Origin of the sequence: Kribbella sp. NPDC058245 (assembly GCF_042882005.1) — a bacterium.
Lineage (GTDB): Bacteria > Actinomycetota > Actinomycetes > Propionibacteriales > Kribbellaceae > Kribbella.
Window position 1 is genome coordinate 209,876 of sequence record NZ_JBHVWY010000001.1, and the last position, 26,379, is coordinate 236,254.

At 67.7% G+C, this 26,379-nt stretch carries 30 protein-coding genes; 25 read left to right on the plus strand and 5 right to left on the minus strand.

The features are described 5' to 3' along the window. The first annotated feature begins 2 nt into the window (after nt 1–2). From hpt to ACFVWG_RS01070, 14 genes are all read left to right on the plus strand, one after another. Nucleotides 3–554 (plus strand): hypoxanthine phosphoribosyltransferase, encoded by a 552-nt coding sequence (gene hpt / locus ACFVWG_RS01005; protein WP_132164525.1) that lies wholly within the window; start codon nt 3–5, stop codon nt 552–554. A gap of 195 nt (nt 555–749) precedes the next feature. Beyond that, entirely contained in the window at nt 750–2,795 is a 2,046-nt protein-coding gene (ftsH, locus tag ACFVWG_RS01010; RefSeq protein WP_391541528.1) for an ATP-dependent zinc metalloprotease FtsH, read from the plus strand. 61 nt (nt 2,796–2,856) lie between these two features. Next, nucleotides 2,857–3,429 carry a GTP cyclohydrolase I FolE gene (folE, locus tag ACFVWG_RS01015; protein ID WP_391541069.1) on the plus strand — a complete coding sequence of 191 codons (573 nt, stop codon included), beginning with the start codon at nt 2,857–2,859 and terminating at the stop codon, nt 3,427–3,429. Between the two features lie 39 nt (nt 3,430–3,468). Beyond that, complete coding sequence (locus ACFVWG_RS01020) at nt 3,469–3,711, plus strand: type II toxin-antitoxin system Phd/YefM family antitoxin (RefSeq protein ID WP_391541070.1); 243 nt, start codon at nt 3,469–3,471, stop codon at nt 3,709–3,711. Then, nucleotides 3,708–3,968 carry a Txe/YoeB family addiction module toxin gene (locus ACFVWG_RS01025; protein WP_391541071.1) on the plus strand — a complete coding sequence of 87 codons (261 nt, stop codon included), beginning with the start codon at nt 3,708–3,710 and terminating at the stop codon, nt 3,966–3,968. Before ACFVWG_RS01020 ends, ACFVWG_RS01025 begins: the two co-directional genes overlap by 4 nt. A gap of 139 nt (nt 3,969–4,107) precedes the next feature. After that, nucleotides 4,108–5,265 (plus strand): S1 family peptidase, encoded by a 1,158-nt coding sequence (locus ACFVWG_RS01030; protein WP_391541072.1) that lies wholly within the window; start codon nt 4,108–4,110, stop codon nt 5,263–5,265. Between the two features lie 97 nt (nt 5,266–5,362). Then, nucleotides 5,363–6,160 carry a dihydropteroate synthase gene (gene folP / locus ACFVWG_RS01035; protein WP_391541529.1) on the plus strand — a complete coding sequence of 266 codons (798 nt, stop codon included), beginning with the start codon at nt 5,363–5,365 and terminating at the stop codon, nt 6,158–6,160. After that, nucleotides 6,157–6,624 carry a nuclear transport factor 2 family protein gene (locus ACFVWG_RS01040; RefSeq protein ID WP_391541073.1) on the plus strand — a complete coding sequence of 156 codons (468 nt, stop codon included), beginning with the start codon at nt 6,157–6,159 and terminating at the stop codon, nt 6,622–6,624. Before folP ends, ACFVWG_RS01040 begins: the two co-directional genes overlap by 4 nt. Further along, the gene (folB, locus tag ACFVWG_RS01045; RefSeq protein WP_391541074.1) at nt 6,621–7,010 is read left to right on the plus strand and encodes a dihydroneopterin aldolase; all 390 of its coding nucleotides are present in this window, start codon (nt 6,621–6,623) and stop codon (nt 7,008–7,010) included. Before ACFVWG_RS01040 ends, folB begins: the two co-directional genes overlap by 4 nt. Next, nucleotides 7,007–7,564, plus strand: coding sequence for a 2-amino-4-hydroxy-6-hydroxymethyldihydropteridine diphosphokinase (gene folK, locus ACFVWG_RS01050; RefSeq protein WP_391541075.1), 558 nt, complete (start codon nt 7,007–7,009; stop codon nt 7,562–7,564). Before folB ends, folK begins: the two co-directional genes overlap by 4 nt. 68 nt (nt 7,565–7,632) lie before the next feature. Further along, the gene (locus ACFVWG_RS01055; RefSeq protein WP_391541076.1) at nt 7,633–8,085 is read left to right on the plus strand and encodes a DUF3180 domain-containing protein; all 453 of its coding nucleotides are present in this window, start codon (nt 7,633–7,635) and stop codon (nt 8,083–8,085) included. A gap of 11 nt (nt 8,086–8,096) precedes the next feature. After that, the gene (locus ACFVWG_RS01060; protein WP_391541077.1) at nt 8,097–8,537 is read left to right on the plus strand and encodes a hypothetical protein; all 441 of its coding nucleotides are present in this window, start codon (nt 8,097–8,099) and stop codon (nt 8,535–8,537) included. Between the two features lie 18 nt (nt 8,538–8,555). After that, nucleotides 8,556–9,338: an inositol monophosphatase family protein gene (locus ACFVWG_RS01065; protein WP_391541078.1), complete on the plus strand. Its 783-nt coding sequence runs from the start codon at nt 8,556–8,558 to the stop codon at nt 9,336–9,338. 22 nt (nt 9,339–9,360) lie between these two features. Further along, a complete protein-coding gene (locus ACFVWG_RS01070; protein WP_391541079.1) occupies nt 9,361–10,089 on the plus strand; it encodes an NADPH-dependent F420 reductase in 729 nt (242 codons plus the stop codon). A 171-nt stretch (nt 10,090–10,260) separates the two neighbouring features. Here the strand turns inward: ACFVWG_RS01070 and ACFVWG_RS01075 are convergent, their stop codons facing one another. Further along, on the minus strand, nt 10,261–11,460 hold the full coding sequence (locus ACFVWG_RS01075) for an NADH-quinone oxidoreductase subunit D (protein WP_391541080.1): 1,200 nt from the start codon (nt 11,458–11,460) through the stop codon (nt 10,261–10,263). A gap of 190 nt (nt 11,461–11,650) precedes the next feature. On the opposite strand from ACFVWG_RS01075, the gene ACFVWG_RS01080 reads away from it, so the two are divergent. Genes ACFVWG_RS01080 through ACFVWG_RS01090 form a run of 3 tightly spaced genes read left to right on the plus strand, consistent with a single transcriptional unit; the run spans nt 11,651 to nt 14,412 of the window. Next, complete coding sequence (locus ACFVWG_RS01080) at nt 11,651–12,139, plus strand: PH domain-containing protein (protein ID WP_391541081.1); 489 nt, start codon at nt 11,651–11,653, stop codon at nt 12,137–12,139. Then, nucleotides 12,136–13,491, plus strand: a complete 1,356-nt coding sequence (locus ACFVWG_RS01085) for a PH domain-containing protein (RefSeq protein ID WP_391541082.1) — start codon at nt 12,136–12,138, stop codon at nt 13,489–13,491. Before ACFVWG_RS01080 ends, ACFVWG_RS01085 begins: the two co-directional genes overlap by 4 nt. 36 nt (nt 13,492–13,527) lie before the next feature. Continuing rightward, nucleotides 13,528–14,412, plus strand: coding sequence for a hypothetical protein (locus tag ACFVWG_RS01090; RefSeq protein ID WP_391541083.1), 885 nt, complete (start codon nt 13,528–13,530; stop codon nt 14,410–14,412). On the opposite strand, the gene ACFVWG_RS01095 is transcribed toward ACFVWG_RS01090, so the two are convergent. Both ACFVWG_RS01095 and ACFVWG_RS01100 read right to left on the minus strand, forming a co-directional pair. Beyond that, entirely contained in the window at nt 14,364–15,236 is an 873-nt protein-coding gene (locus ACFVWG_RS01095) for an SAM-dependent methyltransferase (RefSeq protein WP_391541084.1), read from the minus strand. The genes ACFVWG_RS01090 and ACFVWG_RS01095 overlap by 49 nt on opposite strands. After that, nucleotides 15,233–15,790, minus strand: a complete 558-nt coding sequence (locus tag ACFVWG_RS01100; protein WP_391541085.1) for a 2'-5' RNA ligase family protein — start codon at nt 15,788–15,790, stop codon at nt 15,233–15,235. The genes ACFVWG_RS01095 and ACFVWG_RS01100 overlap by 4 nt, the downstream gene beginning before the upstream one ends. An 82-nt stretch (nt 15,791–15,872) precedes the next feature. Here ACFVWG_RS01100 and ACFVWG_RS01105 point away from each other — a divergent pair, with 82 nt between their 5' ends. The 6 genes from ACFVWG_RS01105 to ACFVWG_RS01130 are packed head-to-tail and all read left to right on the plus strand — an operon-like array spanning nt 15,873 to nt 22,193. Continuing rightward, nucleotides 15,873–16,718 (plus strand): Rossmann-like and DUF2520 domain-containing protein, encoded by an 846-nt coding sequence (locus ACFVWG_RS01105; protein ID WP_391541086.1) that lies wholly within the window; start codon nt 15,873–15,875, stop codon nt 16,716–16,718. Further along, nucleotides 16,715–17,542 carry a pantoate--beta-alanine ligase gene (gene panC / locus ACFVWG_RS01110; protein WP_391541087.1) on the plus strand — a complete coding sequence of 276 codons (828 nt, stop codon included), beginning with the start codon at nt 16,715–16,717 and terminating at the stop codon, nt 17,540–17,542. The genes ACFVWG_RS01105 and panC overlap by 4 nt, the downstream gene beginning before the upstream one ends. Nucleotides 17,543–17,564: 22 nt before the next feature. Further along, a complete protein-coding gene (locus tag ACFVWG_RS01115) occupies nt 17,565–19,229 on the plus strand; it encodes an L-aspartate oxidase (protein WP_391541088.1) in 1,665 nt (554 codons plus the stop codon). Beyond that, complete coding sequence (gene nadC / locus ACFVWG_RS01120) at nt 19,222–20,076, plus strand: carboxylating nicotinate-nucleotide diphosphorylase (protein ID WP_391541089.1); 855 nt, start codon at nt 19,222–19,224, stop codon at nt 20,074–20,076. Before ACFVWG_RS01115 ends, nadC begins: the two co-directional genes overlap by 8 nt. Beyond that, a complete protein-coding gene (locus tag ACFVWG_RS01125; RefSeq protein WP_391541090.1) occupies nt 20,076–20,840 on the plus strand; it encodes a type III pantothenate kinase in 765 nt (254 codons plus the stop codon). Before nadC ends, ACFVWG_RS01125 begins: the two co-directional genes overlap by 1 nt. 54 nt (nt 20,841–20,894) lie before the next feature. Continuing rightward, nucleotides 20,895–22,193 carry a hypothetical protein gene (locus ACFVWG_RS01130; RefSeq protein WP_391541091.1) on the plus strand — a complete coding sequence of 433 codons (1,299 nt, stop codon included), beginning with the start codon at nt 20,895–20,897 and terminating at the stop codon, nt 22,191–22,193. Here ACFVWG_RS01130 and ACFVWG_RS01135 read toward each other — a convergent pair. After that, on the minus strand, nt 22,190–22,834 hold the full coding sequence (locus ACFVWG_RS01135) for a DedA family protein (RefSeq protein ID WP_391541092.1): 645 nt from the start codon (nt 22,832–22,834) through the stop codon (nt 22,190–22,192). The genes ACFVWG_RS01130 and ACFVWG_RS01135 overlap by 4 nt on opposite strands. A 62-nt stretch (nt 22,835–22,896) precedes the next feature. Next, nucleotides 22,897–23,454: an ArsR/SmtB family transcription factor gene (locus ACFVWG_RS01140; protein WP_391541093.1), complete on the minus strand. Its 558-nt coding sequence runs from the start codon at nt 23,452–23,454 to the stop codon at nt 22,897–22,899. A 56-nt stretch (nt 23,455–23,510) separates the two neighbouring features. Here ACFVWG_RS01140 and ACFVWG_RS01145 point away from each other — a divergent pair, with 56 nt between their 5' ends. Beyond that, a complete protein-coding gene (locus ACFVWG_RS01145) occupies nt 23,511–24,722 on the plus strand; it encodes an MFS transporter (RefSeq protein WP_391541094.1) in 1,212 nt (403 codons plus the stop codon). A gap of 10 nt (nt 24,723–24,732) precedes the next feature. Continuing rightward, a complete protein-coding gene (gene lysS, locus ACFVWG_RS01150) occupies nt 24,733–26,253 on the plus strand; it encodes a lysine--tRNA ligase (protein ID WP_391541095.1) in 1,521 nt (506 codons plus the stop codon). The last annotated feature ends 126 nt before the right edge of the window (nt 26,254–26,379 follow it).

The window sequence follows — 26,379 nt, forward strand, 5'->3', positions numbered from 1 at the left end:
CCGTGGATGCGGCGGACATCGAGAAGGACCTGACCCAGATCCATTACACCGAGGACCAGATCCTGGCGAAGCTGCGGGAACTGGCCGGTCGGATCGAGGAGGACTACCAGGGCAAGGATCTGTTGCTGGTAGGCGTTCTGCGCGGGGCGGTGATGGTGATGGCCGACCTGGCCCGGTCGTTCACGCGGCACGTGGAGATGGACTGGATGGCGATCTCGTCGTACGGGTCCGGGACCAAGTCGTCGGGTGTGGTGCGGATCCAGAAGGACCTGGACACCGACATCACCAACCGGCACGTGCTGATCGTCGAGGACATCATCGACACCGGCCTGACGCTGAGCTGGCTGGTCAGCAACCTGGAGTCGCGCAAGCCGGCCTCGCTCGAACTGTGCACCGCGTTCGTCAAGCCGGGTGCGGCCAAGATGCAGGTCCCGGTGAAGTACGTCGGTCTGGAGCTGCCGGACGAGTTCGTCGTCGGGTACGGGCTGGACTACGCCGAGAAGTACCGCAACCTGCGCTGCGTGGCCACCCTCGCGCCGCACGTGTACTCCTGAGACTGGGGCGGGGAAGGTATCAGCACTGCTCGTCCGGGCAGAGTTGGTGACAGCCTGTACAACAGGTCGTACCGTCTATCGGTGACCCTCGTGGTCGGCAGGCTTGCCCGGCACGAGACACTTGGACTGGTAGTACCGTCTCAAGCCCGCGAAACCCGGGCCTGCCGAGCTAGGAGGGACGGGGCGTAGGCCTCGATCATGGACGTGAAGCGCTTCTTCCGCGGACCCCTGTTCTGGATCATCCTCGCCTTTTTGATGGTGCTGGTGATCGGACAGCTCCTGACCGGCTCGACCGGGTTCAAGGCCGAACCGACCGGTGAGGTCGTCAAGGTGATCAAGCAGGCCACCGACGCACCGGCCGGCCAGAAGGTGATCAAGTCGATCGTGCTCGTCGATCCCGACCAGGAGATCCGGGTCGAGAAGGCCGACGGCACCAAGATCCGCGCCTTCTGGGTGGACGGCCAGGCGAACACGCTGGGCACGTCGCTGCAGGACCTCTATCAGAACGGCAAGATCGAGAAGTACAACGTCGAGAACCCGAAGCCGAGCTTCATCGGCCAGGTGTTCCAGACGCTGATCCCGTTCCTGCTGATCGCGGTGGTCTTCATCTTCTTGATGAACTCGATGCAGGGCGGTGGCTCGCGGGTGATGAGCTTCGCCAAGTCGAAGGCCAAGCTGATCACCAAGGACACCCCGAAGACCACGTTCGCCGACGTGGCCGGCTGTGACGAGGCGATCGAGGAGCTCGGCGAGATCAAGGAGTTCCTCCAGGAGCCCGGCAAGTTCCAGGCCGTCGGCGCCAAGATCCCCAAGGGCGTGCTGCTCTACGGCCAGCCCGGTACCGGTAAGACCCTGCTGGCCCGTGCGGTCGCGGGTGAGGCCGGGGTGCCGTTCTACTCGATCTCCGGTTCGGACTTCGTCGAGATGTTCGTCGGTGTCGGTGCCTCCCGGGTCCGCGACCTGTTCGAGACCGCGAAGACCAACGCCCCGGCGATCGTCTTCATCGACGAGATCGACGCCGTCGGCCGGCACCGTGGTGCGGGTCTCGGCGGTGGCCACGACGAGCGCGAGCAGACGCTGAACCAGTTGCTGGTCGAGATGGACGGCTTCGACGTCCGCGGCGGTGTGATCCTGATCGCCGCCACCAACCGGCCCGACGTACTGGACCCGGCCCTGCTGCGGCCCGGCCGCTTCGACCGGCAGATCGCCGTCGACGCGCCGGACCTGCCCGGCCGTGAGCAGATCCTGAAGGTGCACTCCCGCGGCAAGCCGATGTCCCAGGACGTCGACCTGCGGGCGGTCGCCCGCCGGACGCCGGGCTTCACCGGTGCCGACCTGGCCAACGTGCTGAACGAGGCGGCCCTGCTGACCGCCCGCTCGAACATGCAGGTGATCGACAACAAGGCGCTGGACGAGGCGATCGACCGCGTGATCGCCGGGCCGCAGCGTCGTACCCGCTTGATGTCGGACAAGGAGAAGGTGCTCACGGCGTACCACGAGGGCGGGCACGCCCTGGTCGCCGCGGCGCTGCCGCACTCCGACCCGGTGCACAAGGTGACGATCCTGCCGCGCGGTCGCGCCCTCGGTTACACGATGGTGCTGCCGGACGAGGACAAATACTCGACCACCCGCTCGGAGATGCTCGACAAGCTGGCCTACATGCTCGGTGGCCGCGCGGCCGAGGAGATGGTCTTCCACGACCCGACCACCGGCGCCAGCAACGACATCGAGAAGGCGTCGGCGCTGGCCCGCGCGATGGTCACGCAGTACGGCATGACCGAGCGGCTCGGTGCGATCAAGTTCGGCTCGGACAGCGGTGAGCCGTTCCTGGGCCGCGACCTGGGCAGCCAGCGCAACTACTCCGAGGAGATCGCGGCCGCGGTCGACGAGGAGGTCGGCAAGCTGATCCTGAACGCGCACCAGGAGGCCTTCGACATCCTGGTCGAGAACCGTGCGGTGCTGGACCACCTGGTCGAGGAGCTCCTGGAGAAGGAGACCCTGGACAAGGCCCAGATCGCCGAGGTCTTCGGCCCGATCGTGAAGAAGGAGCGCCGGCCGGCCTGGACCGGGTCCTCGACCCGGATCCCGTCCGACCAGCCGCCGGTGATGCCGCTGCCGACCCGGGCCGAGCAGAACGGCTCGCTGTCCGACGTACTGCCGGGTGGTTCGGTCGGTCCGGACGAGAACGTGAACCCGCCGAACTACGGTGGCGGCCCGACCCCGCCGCTGCCGAGCGAATGATCTGATCCGCCAGAGCCCCGCCATCCACCCGGATGGCGGGGCTTCTGCTTAGGCTGACCGGATGACGTCGCCGAAGTTCGACCATGCCCGGGCGGAACGGGCCGTGCGGGAGCTGCTGATCGCGATCGGGGAGGACCCGGACCGCGACGGGCTGCGGGACACCCCGGCCCGGGTGGCGCGCTCGTACGCCGAGATCACCGCGGGGCTCGGTCAGACGGCCGAGGAGGTCCTCAGTACGACGTTCGACCTCGGGCACGACGAGATGGTCCTGGTGAAGGACATCGAGGTCTGGAGCGTCTGCGAGCACCACCTGGTCCCGTTCACCGGGGTCGCCCATGTCGGCTACATCCCGAACCGCGACGGCCGGATCACCGGCCTGTCCAAACTCGCCCGCCTGGTCGATGTCTACGCCAAGCGCCCTCAGGTGCAGGAACGTCTGACCACCCAGATCGCCGAATCCATGGTCGAGCTGCTCGAACCCCGCGGCGTGATCGTCGTGATCGAGTGCGAACACCTCTGCATGACCATGCGCGGCGTCCGCAAGGCCGGCGCCAAGACCATCACCTCCGCGGTCCGCGGTCAGCTCCGCAACCCCGTCACCCGCGCCGAGGCGATGAGCCTGATCGTCGGCTGAGTGGTACCATTTGTCGTACCATTAGATGAGGAGGGGTAGATGGCGATCACGGCCTCCACGGCACGCAAAGATCTGTTCCCGCTGATCCAGCAGGTGAACGAGGATCACACTCCGGTCGAGATCACCTCGAAGGGCGGCGATGCGGTCTTGATCTCGCTCGACGACTATCGGGCTCTGGAGGAGACGGCGCACCTGCTGCGTGTCCCTGAGAATGCACGGCGGCTACTGGAGAGTCTGCAGCAAGCGCAGCGAGGCGAGCGCGAGGAGCACGAGCTGACGTGAGGCTCGTCTTCACTCCCAATGGCTGGGAGGACAGCACCTACTGGCAGCAAGTCGACCGGCAGCAGTTGAAGCGGATCAATCGGCTGATCGAGGATGCTCTGCGGGATCCGCAGAGCGGTATCGGGAAACCCGAGCCGCTCAAACACATGTTGCAAGGTGCCTGGTCGAGACGGATCGACTCCGAGCACCGACTGGTCTATCTCATCGACGGCGACGATCTGGTCGTCCTTCAGGCACGCTTCCACTACAGCAGATGACTCCGCGCGTAGCTCCTTGGTGTTTGGATCGTTGGGGATTGTGAGCTGGTAGCTGTGGACAATCCGTTGCAGAACGTTTACTTTCCGTAAGGGCGTTCGTTCGACGGGGACCGGGCGCCGGCGGTGAGGAGGACAAGGAATGTCGGGGCGTTATCGGGTCGGCGCCGCACTCGCCGGCGCTGCGATACTGACCGCTGCCGGACTGGTGGCGGCGAACTGGGCCACCGCGGACGAGGGCAAGCGACACACCACTGAAGGGCCGCGGGTCGAGCCGACGAAGCTGATCGGGGCGCCGGGCACCAAATCTTCGCTGCAGGCCGAGACGTTGCGGACCGAGCTCGGGTCGCGCGCGGTCGGCAGCTACTACGACAGCGCGGGTGACCTCGTGGTCGCCGTCTCCGACGCTGCCACCGCCGAGCTGGTGCGGGCGGCCGGCGCGGTGCCGAAGCTGGTGCGCTTCACGGCCGCCGAGCTGAACTCCGTGCAGTCCGAGCTGAACCGGCTGGCCGAGACGTCGCGAGCCGGCAAGGTGCGCTCCTGGTACGTCGATCCGATCAGCGGCACCGTTGTGGTGAGCGTTCCCAAGGGAGCGCACGACATCTTCACCGAGCGGTTCGTGGAGCGGGCCAAGGAACACGGTGACCAGGTGACGGTGAAGACCGTCTACGGCACGGTGAAGCCGACCGCTGACGACTTCAGCCTGCGCGGCGGGTTCCAGGTCGACAAGAACACCGGCTACGTCTGCTCACTCGGCTTCAATGCCCGGACGAGCAAGGGCACCCGGGTCTTCCTGACCGCCGGCCACTGCACATCCGGCAAGCCGTCGTTCTCCCGGAACGGCTACATCCTCGGCAACACGGTGTACTCGAGCTTCCCGGGCAACGACTACGGCAGCGTCGACGTGATCGAGGGCTGGGACCAGCAGGGGTACATCGAAGGCTGGGGTTCCGGCAGCGTCGCGGTGCACGGCGTCGCGAGTCCGACGGTCGGATCCGAGTTGTGCAAGTCGGGCAAGAGCACCGGCTGGACCTGCGGCCGGATCGTCGCCAACAACGTCACCGTGAACTACGGCAACAACAAGATCGTGCGCGGGCTGTTCCAGCACACGGCCTGTGTCGAGTCCGGTGACTCGGGCGGCGCCAACATGACCGGCAACTACGCCCAAGGCATCACCAGCGGCGCAGCGCTGATCGACGGCAAGTGCCTGGACAAGTACAACCGCTCCAACGAGTCCTACTCGCAACCCATCGGCGCAGCCCTGCGAGCCACCCAGACCGAACTGGTTATGGGTAGCTGATTCCGGCATTGTCCGACCCGCCCACTACGGTGGGCGGGTGGGAAATGGGTCGTGGGGTCACGTGGACGGGCTGCCGGTGCTGGACCGGAGCCTCGTCATGGGTGTCGTGAACGTGACGCCGGACTCGTTCTCCGACGGCGGTGAGTGGTTCGAACCGGCTGCCGCGATCAAGCACGGCCTGGACCTGCTCGCCGAAGGCGCCGATCTGCTCGACGTCGGTGGGGAGTCGACCAGGCCGGGAGCCGAGCGGCCGTCGCAGGCGGAGGAGATCCGCCGCGTGCTGCCGGTGGTCGAGGCATTGGCTGCCGCAGGTGCGTTGATCTCGGTCGACACCATGCGCTCCGAGGTCGCCGCGCTGGCACTCGAAGCAGGCGCCACGATGATCAACGACGTGTCCGCCGGCCAGTCCGACCCGGACATGCTCGCGCTGGTGGCCGAACGCCGTACCCCGTATGTCGCGATGCACTGGCGCGGTCATTCGATCGACATGCAGAACAAGGCCGAGTACGACGATGTCGTGGCCGAGGTGATCGCGGAGCTGGCCGAGCGGCTCGAGGTGATCCGGGCCGCCGGGGTGGACCTGAACCGGGTCGCCCTCGACCCCGGGCTCGGGTTCGCCAAGAACGCCGATCACAACTGGGAGATCCTGCGGCGGCTGCCGGAATTCGCCGTACTGGGCCGGCCGTTGCTGATCGGTGCCTCCCGCAAGACGTTCCTCGGTAGGCTGCTCGCCGATGAGGAGACCGGTGCACTACGACCGGCCGTACGACGAGATGACGCGAGCCTGGCTGTGAACGCCCTGGTCGCCGCCGCAGGTGCCTGGTGTGTTCGGGCCCACGTGGTGGCGCCCACCGCGGACGCGGTCCGAGTGGCGAAGAGATGGGGAACCGGATGACCGACGGACCCGCCCGGTCGGGCGAAGGCGCGCGCGGGACGACCGTCGAGGACGTCGTGCTGAACGCCAACACCGCGTTCTACAACGCGTTCGAGGCCGGCGACCTGGATCTGATGGCGGCCGTCTGGCTGCCGGAACCCGACCCGGTCTGTATCCACCCCGGCAACGCGGCGATCTACGGGTATCCGGAGATGATGCGGGCCTGGGCGATGATCTTCGCGAACACGCCGTACATCCAGTTCTTCCTCACCGACGTCCAGGTACGGGTGGATGAAGACGTGGCATACGTCACGTGTACGGAGAATGTCCTGTCGTCGGGTGACGGAGCTCCGGAGGACGGTTTCGCGGGCGGCAAAGCGCTCGCGACCAATGTCTTCCGCAGAACTTCCTCCGGCTGGCGGTTGTGGATCCACCATGCCTCCCCGGTACTGTCGTCTGGGGGTCAACAGGAGGAGGCGGAATGAGCGGTCTCACGCCCCCTCCTGACGTGATCGAGATTCGCGGCATCCGCGGCTTCGGACGCCATGGAGTCTTCGATCACGAGCGGGCCGACGGGCAGGAGTTCGTCGTGGATGTCCGGCTGGAGCTGGACACCCGGCCTGCTGCGGCCTCCGACAACCTGGCCGACACCGTGAACTACGGCGTGGTCGCCGAGCAGGTGCACCGAGCGATCGAGACCGATCCGGTGGACCTGATCGAAACCCTCGCCCAGCGCATCGCCGACCTGTGTCTCGCCGACCGGCGGGTGACAGCGACCGCGGTGACCATCCACAAACCCTCGGCGCCGATCTCGGTGCCGTTCGACGACGTTGTCCTGACCGTGCAGCGCAGAGCCGGAGAATCCTCGTGACCGAGACCCCCAGTCCTTACGTCATCGACGCGGACACCCTGAGCGGCGGCCTCAAGCCGATCCGCCAGGTGATCCTGTCGCTCGGCAGCAATCTCGGCGACCGTGAGGCGAACCTGCAGGGCGCGATCGACGCGCTGCGGGACACCCCGGACGTCGTCGTGGTCGATGTCTCGCCGGTCTACGAGACCCAGCCGATCGGTGGGCCGGACGAATCCGGCCCGTACCTGAACGTCGTCCTGCTCGCCGACTCGACGCTGTCGGTCGACCTGCTGCTGGATCGCGCGCACGCGGTCGAGCAGGCCTTCGGTCGCGAGCGCAGCGTTCCCGGCGCGCCGCGGACGCTGGACGTCGACCTGATCACCTACGGCAAGAAGACGATCGAGTCCGAGGAGCTGACCATCCCGCATCCGCGGGCGCACGAGCGCGCGTTCGTGCTGGCGCCGTGGCTGGACATCGAGCCGGACGCGGTCCTGCTCGGGCACGGCCCGGTGGTGGAGCTCCTGGAGAAGGTCGGCACCGAAGGTGTGACCAAGCTCGATCTCGAGCTCCAGTAGTGGCCTCCGGCGGTCCCGAGTCCGGCCGCGCCCCTGGTTCCGGCAAGGAGCCACAGCGCCCAGGCTCGGTGCGGCCGACCTCTCGGCGATTGCTGGTGGCAATCGCCGTACTGGGCGCCGCGATCGGGTTCACGATGGTCAAGGCGATCGAGGCCGGCGGTGGGGTCGCGCCGTCGATCTCGTGGCTGACGCTGGTCGCCTGGGCGTTCCTGGCCGCGCTGCTGTTCGCCGCGGCCCGCAACACCCAGCAACGGGTCCAGGTACGGCGGGAGCGGGTCGAACCGCAGCGCGCCGTCTTCCTGTTGCTGATCGGGAAGGCGAGCGCTTTCGTCGGCGCGTTGTGCACCGGTGTGTACGCAGGGTTCGCGTTATCCTTCCTGCGAGGCGTGAGCGCCTCGGGTCCTCGTAACAGAGTGATCATGGCCGGTCTCGCCGCCGTGATCTCAGTGCTGGTCGTCACGGCCGGATTATTGCTGGAACGTGCGTGTCGTATTCCCGATGACCCCGACGAGACCGCCTAACATGACGGTCCATGGGGTCAAGGGGTAGCCGCCGTCGAACCAGGACCACCGTTCTCACCGTCGCCAACGCTCTGTTGATCGTTGTGTGCCTCGGTGTCAGCGTTGCGCTGTTCACTCAGAACACCTGGATTCTCCGCGGAGCAGCGATCGCTGCCGTCGCGGTGGCCATCGCTGCCTCGGTGCTCTTCCGCCACCAGTTGCTGGTCGAGCGGCTCGCCCACTCCGACGAACGCGCCACCGTCGCGCAGGAGTACTCACGGATCACCAGTGCCCGCGTGGTCGAGAACGCGGAGTTCGTCGACCTGATGCAGCGTCGCCTGGACAAGATCGATGCGCGCCTCGACAAGATCGACGAAGAGGTCGCCACAGTCGTTGCCGCCGGCGACAAACACTCCCAGGCCGACGCCCCGACCGTCGTGGATCTGAAACTGCGCGGCCTCGCCGCCTCCTGAGGCGGTAAGTTCTAGGGCGTGGACCTCGCTCAGCTGCTGAAAGTCGCCCAAGCCGCCGTCGACCAGGGCCGGACGGTGACGGACACCCGTGGCCCCGGGACGCTCACGTTCAAGAGTGACCGCGACATGGCCTCCGAGGTCGACTACGCGGTCGAGCGGAAGATCCGCGAGTTCCTGGAGCGCGAGGCGCCGCAGATCGGCATCCAGGGCGAGGAGGAGGGCGGCCCGACCGAGGGCACCCGCTGGGTCCTCGACCCGATCGACGGGACGGTGAACTTCGTCCACGGGATGCCGTTGTGGGCCATCTCACTGGGCCTGATCGTCGACGACCGCGCCGTCCTCGGAGTGATCGACCACCCGCCGCTCGGCACCCGGTACGCCGCTGCCGAGGGGCTGGGCGCGACCTGTAACGGCAAGGCGATCCAAGGCGGCGGCTGTACGACGCTCAACGAGGCCCTGATCGCGATGGGCGACTTCGCGATCAGTGAGGACGCGGCCGAGATCAACCCGCGCCGGCTGGAGTTGCACAGCCTGCTCGTCCCGCGCGTGCAGCGGCTGCGCCAGATCGGTACGGCGGCGGCTGCGCTGACCTTCACCGCCAACGGCTTCTTCGACGCGACGATCATGTACTCCAACAAGCCGTGGGACACGATGGCCGGTGTCTCGATCTGTCGCGAGGCCGGCCTGCAGGTGCTCGACCTCGACGGCAGCCAGCACTCACCGGCCTCCCGCGGCACCTTCGCTGTGGCCCCGGCGCTCGCCGAAGAGCTCACCGAACTGGTGATCCGCTCCGGCGTCTGAAATACCCTCGCCCCTTCCGGGGTTGTCGATAGGTATGAGCACCCTGGGCATCATCGGAAGTGGAAACATCGGGACCGTGCTGGCGAAACTCGCGGTCGCGGCAGGCATAGAAGTCGTACTGGCGAACTCGCGTGGGCCGGAGAGCCTGCAGGAGAAGGCCGCTGAGCTGGGCGTGCGAGCCGGTACGGCGGCCGAGGCGGCGGAAGCCGGTGACATCGTGGTGGTGACGATCCCGCTGGGCCGGTACGCCGAGGTCCCGGTCGAGCCGCTGGCCGGCAAGGTCGTGATCGACACGATGAACTACTACCCGAGCCGCGACAGCCGGATCGACGAGCTCGACAACGAGACCGTGACGACGGCTGACCTGCTGCAACGGCACCTGCCGGAGTCGCACACGGTGAAGGCGTTCAACAACATCGCCGCGGCGGACCTGCTGTCCCTGGCCCGGCCCACGGGTGCGGCGGATCGCAGCGCGCTGCCGATCTCGGGCAACGACGCGGCCGCCCGCGCGACCGCCGTGGAGCTGCTGGACAAGCTCGGCTGGGACGCGGTCGACGTCGGCCCGCTGAGCGAGAGCTGGCGCCACGAGCCGGAGACGGCCGTCTACGTGCACCCGTACCGCACCGAAGCCAGTACGCCGGAACAGCGCGCCGCCGGCGCGGTCGACCCAGGCCGCACCGCCCCGGCTGCCGAGATCACCAAGCTGATCGCCACGGCGGAGCGCCCGCCCGTCAAAGACCGCCAGTTCTAACCCACCCAGCCTTCGCCATCTGATGGGTTAACCCATCAGGTTGTGGGTTCTGCACCCGCATGCGGGTCCAGAACCCACAACGGCGTGGGTCAGCCCACGAGATGGGAGAGGGCGAGAGGGGGAGAGGGCGAGATGGGGGAGGGCGAGAGCCGGGCTGGGGGTGGGTGGGGGTTACTTGTCGATGTCGCCGACGACGAAGAACATGCTGCCGAGGATGGCGATCATGTCGGGGATCATCGTGCCGGGGAGCAGGGCTGGTAGGGCGGAGATGTTGTTGAAGCTGGCGGAGCGGAGTTTGAGCCGCCAGGGGGTTTTGTCGCCGCGGGAGACCAGGTAGTAGCCGTTGATGCCGAGTGGGCTCTCGGTCCAGGCGTAGGTCTGGCCTTCGGGAACTTTGAGGATCTTGGGCAGCCGGACGTTGACCGGTCCCGCCGGCATCGACGAGAGCTTGTCGAGACACGCGTCGACCAGGTCGAGGGAGACCTTGACCTGCTCGAGCAGTACGGCGAAGCGCGCGAAGCAGTCGCCGTCGGGCCGGGTGACGACGCGCAGGACGTCCTGGAGCTCGCCGTAGGCGAGGTAGGGCTCGTCGCGGCGCAGGTCGGCGTCGACACCTGATGCGCGCGCGATCGGCCCAGAGACGCCGTACTGGGCGACTAGCTCGGGGGAGAGCTTGCCGATGCCGACGGTGCGGGCGCGGAAGATCTCGTTGCCGAGGATGAGGTTCTCGATGTCCGGCAGCCGCTTGCGGACCGCGGCGGACGCTGCGGCGGTGCGGCCGAGCCAGCCGTACGGGAGGTCTTCTTTGAGCCCGCCGACCCGGTTGAACATGTAGTGCATCCGGCCGCCGGACAGCTCTTCCAGCACGGCCTGGATGGTCTCGCGCTCGCGGAAGGCGTAGAAGACCGGCGTGATCGCGCCCAGCTCGAGCGGGTACGAGCCGAGGAACATCAGGTGGTTCAGGATCCGGTTCAGCTCCGCCAGCAGCGTGCGCAGCCAGACTGCGCGGACGGGGACCTCCAGGCCCATCATCCGCTCGACCGCGATGACCACGCCGAGCTCGTTGGCGAAGGCGGACAGCCAGTCGTGCCGGTTCGCCAGCACGATGATCTGCCGGTAGTCCCGGACCTCGAACAGCTTCTCCGCACCGCGGTGCATGTAGCCGACGATCGGCTCGCAGCCGGCGATTCGCTCACCGTCCAGCGTCAGCCGCAGCCGCAGTACGCCGTGCGTCGCCGGGTGCTGTGGACCGATGTTGAGCACCATGTCGGTGGTCGGCAGATCCGAGCCGGCACCGGTCCCACCCCGCTCGAACGCAGGGTCGAATCCAGCAGCTCCCGCGCCGACACCAACCACCTTCTCAGTGCTCATGACCCAAGTGTGCCGTGCGCACTGGAGCTTGGCGCTGCTGACGCCCAGGCACGCACCTCGCGGGCCTTGCGGAACAGCCACGATGGACCCCGCATCGAGGCTGCCCCTCAAGGCCCCCGATGCACGCACCTGGACGCCACCATCGCTCAAGCTCCAGCACGCACGGCACACTTCGTGACAGGCTGGTGTCGTGGACGACCTCTTTGCACCTTCCGATGTCAGCTGGACGCCGGTGTCACCGCAGCTCGCGTCGGTCCGGCGAGTGTCCGCGGCGATCATGGCCGGGGTGACCGGACTCGCGCTGCTGTTCGTGCTCGGGTTCACCCTGGGGTGGCTGTACGGCGTCCTCGGGCTGATCGTGGTCGCGGCCGTGTTCGTCTGGTCGTGGGTCCTGATCGGGCGCAACCAGCGGTCCTGGAAGTACGCCGAGCGCGAGGACGAGCTGATGGTCAGCCACGGGATCATGTTCCGCGAGCTGGTCGTGGTGCCGTACGGGCGGATGCAGTTCGTCGACGTGGCCGCCGGTCCGCTGGAGCGGGCGTTCGGGATCGCCACGGTCGAGCTGCACACGGCCACACCGGCGACCGACGCGAAGATCCCCGGTCTGCATCCGGACGAGGCCGCTCGGCTGCGTGACCGGCTGTCCACGCTCGGTCAGTCACAGGCGTGGGGCCTGTGACCGAGCCAGTGCCTGTCCCACCGAGCCAGCCGCCGGTGGTGGAGCAGATGGGTGCGCGGCTGCATCCCCTGACGCCGTTCGTGAAGGGCTGGGGGTACTTCGTCGTCGCAGCGTTCGCTCTGGTCAACAACGAGGGTCTGCGGAGCAATCTGGAGATCGCCGGGATCGGACTGGCCGCCGTACTGGTCGGTGGCATCCTGCTGGGCGCACTGTCCTGGTGGTTCACCAAGTGGCAGCTGACCGATGAGGCGATCCGGGTGGACAGCGGCTTCCTGTTCCGGCGGACCCGGATCATCCGGTTCGACCGCATCCAGGCCATCGACGTGGCCCAGCCCTTCGTGGCCCGGCTGTTCGGCATGGCCGAGCTGCGGATGGACGTGGCCGGTGGCGGTAAGAGCGACGGCCGGCTGAGCTACTTCAAGTACACCGAGGCCCGTGAGCTGCGCACGATCCTGCTGGTCCGGGCCAAGGGCGAGCACGCGGCTCAGCAGCAGGAACAAGAGCAGGAGCACGAGCCGGAGGCGTTGCTGGTCGTCCCGACCAACCGCCTGCTCGGTGCGACGCTGCTGTCGTCCACAGTCGTCGGTAGCGCGGGCGCTCTGATCTGGCTGATCGTCGCCACGATGGTGTTCGACTTCCACGTCGGCCTGTTCGCCGGTCTGCCGCTGCTGCTCGGTGTGGTTCAGCCGATCTGGAAGCAGGTCGTCGGCAACCACGGCTTCACCCTGTCCCAGACCGACCATGGTCTACGCACCAAGCGCGGCCTGTTCGACGTACAGCGACAGACCATCCCGCCGGGTCGCGTGCAGGGCCTCCTGATCACCGAGCCGATCATCTGGCGGCTGTTGGGCTGGTCTCGGGTGGAGCTGGACATCGCTGGTGTCGCGGGCGGCAAGGAGGACGGCGACGACCATCTGGAAGGCGCACAGCTGCTCCCGGTCGGTGAACGCGGTGAGGTAGCCGCAGTGCTCGCCAGGGTGCTGCCCGGCTTCAACCTGGACGCCATCGAGATGCAGCGCGCCCCCGAGCGCGCCAAGTGGCTACGGCCGATCGGCTGGCGCTTCCTCGCCTACGGCGCCGACCAGCAGGTCTTCGTCACCACCGCCGGCTGGGTGAGCCGCCGTACGTCGATCGTCCTGCACCACAAGACCCAGTCGGTCCGGCTGGCCCAGGGACCGATCCAGCGCCGCCTCAACCTGGCCGACGTTCACATCGACACCCCGGTCGGCCCGACGAACGCAGTAGCCCTGCACCGCTCGGCCGAGGAAGCCGCCTGGCTCACCCAAGCTCAAGCCCAGCAGGCGCGCCAAGCACGCCAGGCCATCGAGTCCAACCGCCCCCACGAGTCCTAGGACAACTTCTGCGCGTGGCTCTGCATCGTGGTTGGCATGCAGACGAAAAACATGTTCAAGCGAGTAGCTGCGGCGGCGGGGTCCGCAGTACTGCTGGGGAGCCTGGCCGTGACAACCGCGGGGACGGCGACCGCCGCACCCGACGCCGCCTGCACGATGGCGTTACGTTCGATCAACAGCGCCGGTGACGCAGTGATCATCGGCGCCTGGGGGACCAAGCCGCCGACCAGCGTCAACACTCCTGACCGGCACCTGTACCCGGCAGGCGAGGCGAAGATCGCGTCCCGCTTCAACTGGGGGCCGGACGTCAACGGGTCGTCCACCACTGGGTACGTCGTGCTCGGGTCGACCCTGTACGCCTCGCGGTACGGATACCTCGAGGACCGTGACGAGGAGTTCAACGACCTGACGAAGATCGCCGACGGGTGGGACAAGTTCACCATGGTCGAGGAGTCCGTCGTCGGCGCCCGCGTGGCGCACTACGGCCTGCGGAACGACGGTGTGCTGTTCCGCTGGACGAACGGCTGGAAGACCGTCGCCTCGGCGTCCGGCTTCGCGAACGTGAAGGCGCTGGCGCTGATCAGCCAGACCGCCACCTACGACACGTTCCTGGCCACGACGAAGACCGGCGTGCTGGAGACGATCCACATCCCGACCACCGCGCCGCTGAAGCCGGTCGTGAAGACCGTCCGCGGGTCGACCTGGCAGGGCTTCGAGACGCTGGTCGCGGGCAAGTGCGGGACGGGCACCCTGCTCACCGCCATCGACAAGGACACCAACGCCGCCTACGTGTACTCGATCGGGCATGCCACCGGGACGACCACACCGATCACCAACCTCGGCAAGTTCGCTACCCCCTTCGGGGACCCGGTCTACTCGAGATCCACCAGCGACGACGACTTGCCGCTGACTGGCGAGTGACTGAAGACCCAGCCGAACCCGCCGAGTCCTGACGGGTCCAGCAGTTCGGCCGCCTCACCTGCCGCAGACAATGCGGCCAGGTAGGCGGCCGAGTCGCTGTGGGCCAGGTCCAGCGGCGGCCGCTGCGCCGAGACGCCCAGCTGCATCAGCATCTCGCGCTGGTTGTGCACCTCACCGCCGAGCGAGTCCAGTGCGACGTGGGCAGTGATGTCACAGCTGCCGTCCAGCACAGGCTCACACTCGCGTCCGGCCCGGAAACCGGTCAGAGTCCCGTACGGCGGCCTGTCGTCGGCCAGATGCCCGTAGTCGATGGCCAGCGCGGTGCCGTGGTCGATGCGGTCGACCACACCGGCCCAGGTCTCGTCTCGCGTCAGTCCGATCTCGGCGCGGTCACCTGGTTCGCCAGGCCACCACTGCTGCAGCCATGCGAGATCGTTGCCCTCGACAACATTGCCTAGTGTCAGCTCGGCGGTCAGGTAGTGCGGTACGCCGTCCTCGTCCCACTCCGCCAGCTCACAAGGGATGTTGTCCAGCCACTCGTTGGCCACGACCAGTCCGGTCAGCCGGTCCGGTAGCTGATCGTCCAGCTCGATCTCGACCACCTTCAGACCCTCAGCCCGCAGTACTCGCCCTAACTCCCCAGAGCCGGCCCCGATGTCGGTCACCTGCTCAGCACCGACCTCACGCGCCAGCCGCGCGATCGCCCGTCCAAACAGTTCGGACGCGTGCACCGACGTACGGAAGTGTGCTGCTGGTCGCTCACGCCGGTAGAAACCGTCCGGGCCGTAGAGCGCGTGCTGCCAGGCAGCGCGGTAGGTGGTCACCCGCCCAGCACGACGCTGCCGAACTGGCTCCAGACGCCGTGCTCGTCGTCGCGCCACAGGCCTAGCTCGGTGAGCTTGGCTACTGGGGCCGGCTCGAGGGCCAATGTGGCCTGGGCGTCGGCGACCACGGCCGGGCCGCCCTGGGCGGACGAGGAGATCGTCAGGTGCGGGTGGGGGTCCGGGAACTCACCGTTGTACGGCGGGCACTCGGGGAAGGCCGCTGCGACGGTCTGAATCACCCCACGGATCTCGTCGAACGGCTCCGGGCGCAGCCAGGCGGTCCCGTTGGGGAACTGGCCGGCCTCCAGGAAGCTGAGGTCGAAGGCCGGCACCTTGTCCACTGCGACCCGCAACCGTTCGATGTCGGCCTCAGTGGGCTCTGGGAGCCACGGCACCAGCACAGTGACGTGCGGCGGGATCAGCTCGTTCAGTGGGACGTCCGGCCGCATGCTGGTCCGCGACACCGACCGCCACCGGTCCGTGTACGCCGCCAGCTCCGGCACTGTGATCAGAATCGCGGTCAATCCGCGTCGAGTAGCCCAAGCATCGTTCACCACGCCATCCTGCCATCGCCTAGGCTGACCAGAAGATCGTCTGGTACCCACCCGTGGGACTGGAACGACGGAGAGAGTGAGTATGGAACGGATCGGCTTGATCGGAGCCGGCCGGGCCGGAACCGCCCTGGGAGCAGCCATGGCGGCCGCCGGGTATCCCTTGGTCGGAGTCTCCGCGCGGTCGAGCGCGTCACGTGATCGCGCCGCCCGCTTCCTTCCGCATGTGCCGGTGGTGTCGCCCGACGAGGTCACCGGCCGCGCCGACGTCGTACTGGTCGCGGTGCCGGACGAGGCGATCGCTGCGGTTGCTCACGCGCTCCCGCTGACCACGGGGCAGTACGTCGTTCATCTGTCGGGTGCACACGGGCTCGCTCCACTACAGGGTCTACCGGCGACCCCGGTGGCGTTGCATCCGCCGATGACGTTCACCGGTGTGGATGCTGTTGAGCTGCAGGACCTGGTTTTCACCGCCACCGCGCCAGATGCGGCCAAGGCGGTTGTGGAGCGACTGGTGAAGGCACTCGGGGCACAGGTGCAGTGGGTGGCAGAGGCGGAGCGTGCGCGCTACCACGCCGGCCTCGTGCACGCCGCGAACCACCTCACCACCTTGCTGTCCCAAGCGTTCGCCGTACTGCGGGAGGCAGGGGTTGCGGATCCGTCGGCAACACTCCGGCCACTGCTGACGGCAACCCTCGACAACACGCTGCGATCCGGTCATCATGCGCTCACCGGGCCGATCGTGCGGGGCGATGTAGACACGGTGGCAGCACATCTGGCCGGACTGCACGGTCGCACGGCGAGTACGTACGCCGAGCTGGCCGGTGCGACGGTGGAGCTGGCAGTGGCGGACGGACGGCTGGACGCGGGCACGGCGGCCCGGTTCGGCGAGGTGCTGGAGCGGTATCGAACAGGGGAGGCACCGCGATGAGACTCACCCAGACGAAGGCCGAACTGCGGGCGGCGACGGCGGTCCGGCCGCGGGCGGTGGTGATGACGATGGGCGCGCTGCACGAGGGGCATGCGGCGCTGCTGGCCGAGGCCCGCGAACGTGTCGGCCCCGAAGGCAGTGTGGTGCTGACGATCTTCGTGAACCCGTTGCAGTTCGGGCCGACCGAGGACTTCGACCGCTATCCGCGCACGCTGGCCAGTGACCTGGCGATCGCCAAGAACGAAGGCGTCGACCTCGTCTTCAATCCGTCCCGCGACGAGCTCTACCCGAACGAGCCCTCGGTCACCGTGCATCCCGGCCCGCTCGCCGACGAGCTGGAGGGCCAGGTGCGCCCCGGCCACTTCGGTGGTGTCCTGACCGTGGTGTCGAAGCTGCTGCACCTGACGCAGCCCGATCTGGCGCTGTTCGGCGAGAAGGACTACCAGCAGCTCACGCTGATCCGCGAGATGGTCTGTGACCTGGACTGGAACGTCGACATCGTGCCGGTACCGACAGTGCGGGAGGCAGACGGCCTCGCGATGTCCTCACGCAACCGGTACCTCGACGAGACCGAGCGTGACGAGGCTCTGGTCCTCTACCGCGCTCTCACGGCCGGTGCGAAGGCCGGCATGAACGGTCCGGACGCCGTACTGGCCGCAGCGCATTCGGAACTGGAGGCGGTCCCCTCGGTCAAGATCGACTACCTGGCACTCCGCGCACCCGACCTGGGACCGGTGATCGGCCCTGGTGAGGCACGCATGCTGATCGCCGCCCGGGTGGGTCAGACTCGTCTCATTGACAACATTTCCATCACACTGCGATGAATTCGGTTGGTACGGTCACTAAATGACCGCACCCGCAGTCCCGCAACGGCTCGCAGCACCTGAGCCGGGCTGGACCGACACAGTCGACGTGGTGGTGATCGGCTCGGGCATTGCCGGGCTGACTGCTGCACTCAAGGCCCGTGAGCTCGGGACCGTACTGGTGGTGACGAAGGATGTTGTCGCCTCCGGCTCGACCCAGTGGGCCCAGGGCGGCATCGCTGCCGCCCTCAGTCCCGAGGACTCACCGGAAGACCATCTGCAGGACACTCTGGTCGCAGGAGCCGGGCTGTGCGACCCAGACGCCGTACGGGCGTTGGTGACCGAGGGGCCCGACGCAGTACGGGATCTCATCGAGCTGGGTGCGCGGTTCGACACCATGGCCAACGGTGAGATCTCGCTGACGCGTGAGGGTGGGCACCACCGCAACCGCATCGCACACTCTGGTGGTGACGCGACCGGCGCGGAGATCGAGCGTGCACTGGTCGCTGCGGTGAAGCGGCTGCCGGACATCCGTCTGATCGAGCATGCGCTCGTCATCGACCTGCTGCGAGCTGAGGACGGTGCCGTCGCCGGTGTGACACTGCACGTGATGGGTGAGGGCCAGCTCGACGGTATTGGCGCGATCCGCAGCCGTGTAGTGATCCTCGCGTCCGGCGGCCTCGGACAGCTGTACGCCGCTACTACCAACCCGAGTGTGTCGACGGGCGACGGGATGGCGCTGGCGCTGCGGGCCGGCGCGAAGGTGCGTGACCTGGAGTTCATCCAGTTCCATCCGACCGTGCTGTGGCTGGGCAAGAGCGCGAAAGGCCAGCAACCGCTGGTCTCCGAGGCGGTCCGTGGTGAGGGCGCGTTCCTCGTCGACCACGAGGGCAAACGTTTCATGCAGGGCCAGCACGAGCTGGCCGATCTGGCGCCGCGGGACATCGTCGCGAAGGCGATCACGCGCCAGATGATTGCCGGAGGCAAGGATCATGTCTACCTCGACGCCCGGCACTTCGGTGATGAGAAGTGGCGGGTGCGGTTCCCGACCATTCTGGCGTCCTGCCGTTCGCACGGTATCGATCCGGTCCGTGAACTGATCCCGGTCGCGCCTGCTTGCCACTACTCGTCCGGTGGGGTGTGGACCGACCTCAACGGGCAGACTTCGGTGCCAGGTCTCTATGCCTGTGGTGAAGTCGCCTGCACCGGTGTGCACGGCGCCAACCGGCTCGCGTCGAACTCCCTGCTCGAAGGGCTCGTCTTCGCCCGCCGTATCGCGAACCACCTGGCCAAGGGCCTTCCGGAGCAGCGTGAGCCGGCCGTGGACACCCGAATCCCCGGTCTGGTCGACGCGGACGTCGTACCGGAACTGCAGCGGGTGATGACCGTTGGTGCCGGAGTGATCCGGAGCGCGCACGGTCTCGATGAGGCAGGTGCCACGCTGGCCAAGCTGATCGAGCAACCGGCCGGCGAGCCCGGCACTCCGGGCTGGGAGGCGACGAACCTGGTGACGGTCGCCTCTGCCCTGATCGCCGCCGCGACTGTGCGCGAGGAGAGCCGCGGCTCGCACTGGCGTGAGGACTACCCGGATCGCGATGATCAACACTGGTCGGGCAATCTGGACCTGACACTGCCCGCCGACGGCGAGCGTGCCCGCCCTGGAGCGACCTTCGTTCCACAGAGCAAGGAGAATCGGCAAGATGGATGACACCGTCGACCGGCAGTGGGTCGGTGACCTCGTGCGAGCCACGCTCGAGGAGGACCTTGCCGGTGGTGTGGACGTCACGACGACCGCCACGGTCGACCCGGACCAGGTCTCAGTCGCCGAGCTGGTCGCCCGGGCCGACGGCGTGGTCGCCGGGCTGGAGATCGCCGAACTGGTGATTCGGCAGGTCGCTGCGCCCGGACAGGTCGAGCTCGAGTACTCCGTCACCGATGGTGCGTCGGTACGGCGGGGCGACGTGCTGATGACGATTCGCGGCAAGACGCAGCAGCTGCTGACCGCCGAGCGGACGTCACTCAACCTGCTCTGCCACCTGTCCGGAGTGGCGACGCTGACCCGGCGCTGGGTGGATGCGGTCGAGGGGACTGGCGCAGTCATCCGCGACACTCGCAAGACGATGCCGCTGCTGCGCTCGCTGGAGAAGTACGCCGTGCGCTGTGGCGGCGGCCGCAACCACCGCATGGGGTTGTCGGACGCCGCACTGATCAAGGACAACCACGTGATCGCGGCAGGTGGCGTGGCTGAGGCTTTCCGGCTGGTGCGCAAGGCCTACCCGGAGATCTCGGTCGAGGTCGAGGTGGACTCGGTGGAGGACGCTCTCATCGCGGTCGACTCCGGTGCCGAGCTGATCCTGCTCGACAACATGGACGTGCCGCTGCTGCGGGAGGCCGTCGAGAAGGTGGCCGGCCGCGCCAAGCTGGAGGCGTCCGGCGGACTGACGCTCGACAAGGCCCGGGAGGTCGCCGAGACCGGCGTGAACTTCCTGGCGGTCGGTGCACTCACGCACTCCGCGCCGGTGCTGGACATCGCCCTGGACCTCAAGGCCGTCTGATGCTGCTGGCCGTCGCCGTCGAGAACACCAGGACCCTTGTGGGCCTGGTGTTCGAGGGCACGGTCAAACGCCACTGGTGGGTCGGGACCGACTCCCGTCGTACGGCGGACGAGTGGGCGGTCCTGATCCAGGGACTGCTCGCAGGTGAGGCCCCGGTCTCCGGGATCGCGGTCTGCTCCGCCGTACCGCAGGTACTGCACGAGTTCCGCGACCTGGTCACCCGCTACTACCAGAACGTGCCCAGTGTGGTGGTTGAGCCAGGTGTGAAGACCGGACTGCCGGTTCTGGTCGACAATCCGCGTGAGGTCGGCACGGACCGAATTGCCAACGCACTGGCTGCCGTCCAGCTGTACGGCGCTCCCTGCCTGGTCGTCGACGTCGGTACGGCGATCACCATCGATGTGGTGAACCCGGCCGGCGCGTTCGCCGGCGGAGTGATTGCCCCCGGCATCGAGACCGCCACTGACGCGCTAGGTGATGTGGCAGCCCAGCTTCGCCGGGTCGAGCTGGTCCGTCCACGCGCTCTGGTCGCCAAGAACACCGTCGAAGCACTGCAGTCCGGCGCAGTCCACGGTTTCGCCGCCATGATCGACGGACTGGTCACCCGGATCCGTGAGGATCAGTCCTTCGCGCCGGACACTCCCGTCGTACTGACTGGTGCTTTGGCGTCGCTACTGCTCCGCGACCTGGCCACACCGGTCCAGCACGAGCCCCTGCTCACGTTGCACGGTCTGCACCAAGCCTTCGCCCGCAACAACTCCTAACCGGTATATCGTTCGGCGCGTCGGTTGTGAGGCAGCTGAGGTGAGGTGGTCCTAGTGCGGCGGAGTTTCGCCGTGGCGCTGGTCGTTGCGACCGGTGCGTCCCTGCTGACCGCTTGTACGGCGGATCCGTCGCCGTCTGCGGTGGCGGTCGGTTGGGCGGGGGCTGGGAAGAGCTCTGTCCGGGTGACGTGGAAGGACGACAACGCCCCGAACCGGATCACCATCGAGGGTGTGCTCAGCGAGGGGCCGTCGTACGTCCAGTACCTGCCGGCCGGGCAGGCGAACAGCTGGGACATTCCGACCTCGGCGTTCCCGCCGGACGGCAACTACCGGGTGGTTGTCACCAACGGGACGATCAAGGAGGGGCTGACCGGGAAGCCGGCGAAGTCTCCGGTGTTCGACACCGACGGACCGGTCCGGCCGAACTCGGCGTTCGCCGTGGCTCAGGGCCGTGGGGTGCTGATTCGCTGGGCCGTGCCGGAGCCGCCGCAGGACTTCACTCCGCAGGACCCGCTGGATGTCGAGGGGACCAAGGCACAGAAGTACGTGCCGATGATCGGCTGGCCGGGTGCGCAGCCGGCGCCGATCGGCCCGGGTACGACGTCACTCCGGCAGGTGATCAACAGCATCAAGCCGCCGTTCCTGTTCCAGTTGCGGACCGAGAACGAGTGGTCGAGCAATGTCGGTGGCCAGGTAGTGGGTCTGACCAGTTCGTCGACAGTGTTCGTGCCGCCGCTGGCGCAGTACAGCCTGCCGCTGCGCGTGCGCGGCCGGGTCGTGTTGCAGGAGACCTACTGCGCTGCGGAGACGGACTGTGCGCTGCAGCAGACCACCTCGGCGGGTATCCCGCTGACCGTGCTGACCCAGGTCACGCCGAACGCGCGGTGGAGTCCGGTGGCTCGTGGGAAGACCACAGCCGGCGGCCACTACGACATTCCGGTCGTCACGGGCGGTAGTCGTCCGTACAAGGTCGTGGCGAGTCCCTACGCCAAGCCAGGCGTCCTGACGAGTGAGTCGACCAGTCCGGCCGTCTTCACGCGCGCAGTGGTCCGGCTGCTCGCCGGTGGGTACATCGGCGGCAACAACAAGAAGCGCGGCGAGATGGTCACCATCTTCGCCAGAGTGGCACCGGCCTACACCTCGGCGGCCACGCTGCAGCTGTGGAACCGCCAGACCCGCAAGTGGGTGTCGGTGAAGCGCGTGGCACTGCGTCGCGGCCAGGCGGTCTTCGGCTTCAAGATCGGCGCCGTCGGCACCTACTCGTACCGCTGGGTGCTCCCGGCCGCCGCGGCCGGCGGCCGCAACATGAGCGGTCTGACCACCCCGAAACTGGACCTGCGGATCCGGCCCTAGGCCTCGGCGGACTCGGCCTCGAGACCGACCTCGGAGGACCGGTGCCGATGGCGGAGCCTGTAGACGACGTAGGCCCCGACCGCGGCGATGCCGATCGCGACGAGTGCCCAGACCGACACCTGGCCGAAGATCTTGTCCGCGTTGTCACCGATGTGGAAGGCAACGATCCCGATCGTGGCCGACCAGGCGATGCCGCCGGCCGCGTTCGCGATCAGGAACTTCGGGTAGGGCATCCGGAGGGTGCCGGCCATCGGGCCGGCGAAGATCCGGAGCAGCGCGACGAACCGGCCGAAGAAGACCGTCCAGACGCCGTACCGGTGGAAGTACTTCTCGGCCCGCGCGATGCGGTCGGGCGAGAAGTGCTTGAACCGCCGGCTGAGCCGGTCGAACAGGCCGCGGCCGGCCCGGTGGCCGATGAAGTACCCGATCGAGTCGCCGATGATCGCGCCCGCCGCGGCGGCCCCGATCACGAACTCGATCCGCAGATCGCCCTGCGAGGCGAGCAGGGCCGCGGCGATCAGCGTGGTCTCGCCCGGCAGCGGCACACCCATGCTCTCGACGCCGATGACGAGCCCCACCACCAGGTACGCCACGATGGCCAGACCGCCGGTCGGTATCGCGATTGCTAGCGCTTCCCCCATGTACCCATAGTTACATTGCTCGGCAACCAGTTAGCTGACCGGAGAGGTACTTCGGGGGAAAATCAGGGTTGCGGTGCCTCACCGGACGGTACGACGGTGAACATCGTGTGGACCGAACGGGTGTTGTCCGGGTGGTCGTCCTGGGTCCGGCCCTTCCGGTAGCGGTCGGTCAGCTCCTGCAGCTCCGCGATCAACCGCTCGGTCTCCTCGTGCGTGAGCCAGAGGCGGGAGCGGCTCATCGCGCTGGAGTCGTCCCAGGGGTCGTCAGCCGGCAGGTCGGCGAACAACTCGAGCATCCGGTCCACTGCGACCCGCATCATCGCCTGGCCGGCCAACCGACCCGAAGTCGTCGACTGCGCCGAGACGATCAGGCCCTGCGCGGGCGCCCGCCACGGGCGCTCCCGGCCGTCGGTGGACTCGGCCCGCTCCACGATGCCCCAGCGCTCCAGCGCCCGGAGGTGGTAGCTCATCGCGGACGGCGTCAGCCCGGCCAGCTCGGCACACTCGGTCGCTGTCATCACCCGGCCGCTGTAGAGCTCGTCGATGACCAGCTGCCGAGCAGGGTGCGCCAGCGCGCGGATCGCCCGCGGATCGGTCAGCACCACCTTGTTCTCGGCCACCGCGTCAGCGTAGCGAAGGCTTGACCTGAAAGGTATGAAGCACTACCTTCACATTTATGAAGCAAATCCTTCAGACTTCTCTGTGGTCCCACCGGGACATCCGGCTGGTGCTGCCCGCCCGCGCGATCTCGTACGCCGGGGACGCGATCGCGATGCTCGCGCTGATGCTCCGCGTGAAGGAGTACGGCGGGCCCGGGGCGGTCACGCTCCTGCTGCTGGCCTTCGCCGTACCGACGGTGGCGATGATCCCGGTGGCCGGGCGGATCGTGGACAGCTACGACTCACGCGCCGTACTGGTGTGGGCGACGTTGCTGCAGGCAGTTGCTGGGGTGGCGCTGGCCTTCAGTCACGACCTGGTGAGCACCGTGGGGCTGGTCTGTCTGCTGCAGGTGGGGCAGGCGGTGGCCGGGCCGTGCTGGGGTGCGCTGATCCCGCGAATCGTGGGGGAGGACATGGTCGGCCGCGCGACAGGGGCCAGCCAGGCGCTGATCGGCGTCGCCATGCTGGTCGGGTCAGCGGTCGGTGGCTTGCTGGTGGAGTGGATCGGAGGCCGGGATGCGTTGCTGGTGGATGCAGCCACCTTTGGACTGCTCGCGGTGGTGGCTGGGCTGGTGCAGACCCGGCGCCGGCCGGAGCCTGGTGCGGCCCGGGAGCGCGGTGGGTTCACGGCGGGACTGCGCCATCTGTTCGGCGATCCGCTGCTCCGGATCCTGCTGATGTGTCTGTGGGGCTTCGTGCTGGTCGGTGAGGCCGTCAACGTGGTCGAGGTGTTCCTGGTGACGGACGTCGTCGGGCTGGGCGCCGCCTGGTACGGCTGGCTGCTGGCGGGCCAAGGCGCCGGCACGATCCTCGGCGCTTGGGGTAGTGGCCGGCTGTCCTCGTCGGCGTCCCGCTCGCGGGCAGTGATGGCCGGTATGGCGGCTATTGGCGCCGGCATGCTGCTGATGGGCGGCTCGAATGGCGCAGTCCCTCTGCTGGCCGGAGCTGTGCTGAGCGGGATCGGTAGCGGTCTGCTGAATGCAGCGGTGAGCACACTGATCGTCACCCGCGTCGCCGACGCGGTCCGGGGCCGAGTGGTCGCTGCGCTGTCCGGGACCGTTCGGGGCTGCAGCTTGATCGCCCTGCCACTAGGTGGTCTGGTCGCGGCGCTGCTCGGTCCGCGGATGACGTTCCTGGCGTGCGGGATCGTCTGCGTGCTCGCTGCGGGAGTGGGCGCCGTACTGGTGGCCAGAACAAAGGATTCGGCTGTGGAGGCGGTCAGTCACTAGCCTTTGGCTTATGACTGATGCACACGTGGACCCAGCGAACCCCGACACCGGGCAGGACGACCTGCCCGAGCAGATGCGGGTCCGCCGGGAGAAGCGTGACCGCCTGCTGGCGGAAGGAGTGCAGCCCTACCCGATCTCGGTACCGCGGACGCACCTGCTGAAGGACCTGCGCGCGACGTACGACGGGCAAGATCTAGCGCCGGACACCAGGACGGGCGAGCAGGTGTCGGTGGTTGGTCGGGTGATCTTCCTGCGCAACACCGGCAAGCTCTGCTTCGTCCGGCTGCGGGAGGGTGACGGGACCGAGCTGCAGGTGATGCTGTCGCTGGCCGACCTCGGTGAGGAGGAGCTGGCGCGGTTCAAGGCGCTCGTCGACATCGGCGACCTGCTCGCCGTCCAGGGCGAGGTCGTGACGAGCCGTCGCGGCGAGCTGTCCGTGCAGGCGACCGGCTGGCAGATGGCGGCCAAGACGCTGCGTCCGCTGCCGAACGAGCACAAGCCGCTGAACGAGGAGGCGCGCGTCCGGCTCCGGTACGTCGACCTGATCGTGCGGTCCGAGGCTCGCGACATGGTCCGGATCAAGGCCGCCGTACTGAAGTCGCTGCGCGCCACGTTCGACGCGCACAGCTTCATCGAGGTCGAGACGCCGGTCCTGCAGCTCACCAACGGTGGTGCGGCGGCCCGGCCGTTCACCACGCACCTGAACGCCTTCGACCAGGAGATGAAGCTGCGGATCGCGCTCGAGCTCGATCTCAAGCGCGCGATGATCGGTGGCGTCGACCGGGTCTTCGAGATCGGCCGGACCTTCCGCAACGAAGGCCTGGACTCCACGCACGCCGCGGAATTCTCGATGATCGAGGCCTACCAGGCCTATGGCGATTACGACACGATGGCCGAACTCATCCAGGAGCTGATCCGGAACGCCGGCGCGGCGATCGGCCGGACGGTCGTCACTGCGCGCGACGGCTCGGAGATCGACTTCACCCGGCCGTTCCGTCATGCGACGCTTTTCGGGCTGCTCTCCGAAGCGGTCGGCGAGAGCGTCGACCAGACCACCGACCTGGCCGCGTTGCTCAAGTTGGCCGAGCAGCACGAGGTCGAGCTGCAGCCCGGCCGGAATGCCGGTGAGATCGCCGTCGACTTGTTCGAGAAGCTGTGTGAGCACGACCTCATCCAGCCGACGTTTGTCCGTGACTATCCGGAGTCGGCGCGGCCGCTGGCCAAGCCGCACCGGGAAATTCCGGGGCTGGTCGAAGCCTTCGACCTGTTCGTCAACGGGGTCGAGCTCGGGGTGGCCTACTCGGAGCTCAACGACCCGGTGATCCAGCGGGATCGCCTGGTGGCACAGTCGTTGCTGGCCGCGGCCGGTGATCCCGAGGCGATGGAACTGGACGAGGACTTCCTGCGCGCAATGGAGTTCGGGATGCCGCCGGCCGGTGGTATGGGGATGGGACTGGACCGGTTGATCATGCTCTACACCGGCACCGGTATACGGGAGACGATTCTGTTCCCCTTGCTCCGGCCGGAGTGATTTCTTGAAGTGGGCCGCGGGTGCTGCATAGCACACCCGCGGCCCTCTGCATTTTCTGGGGCATTTGAATACGCAAGGTCACGACGCGGCTCCCGCCACTTTGTGGAACATTCCGCGCGGAGAATG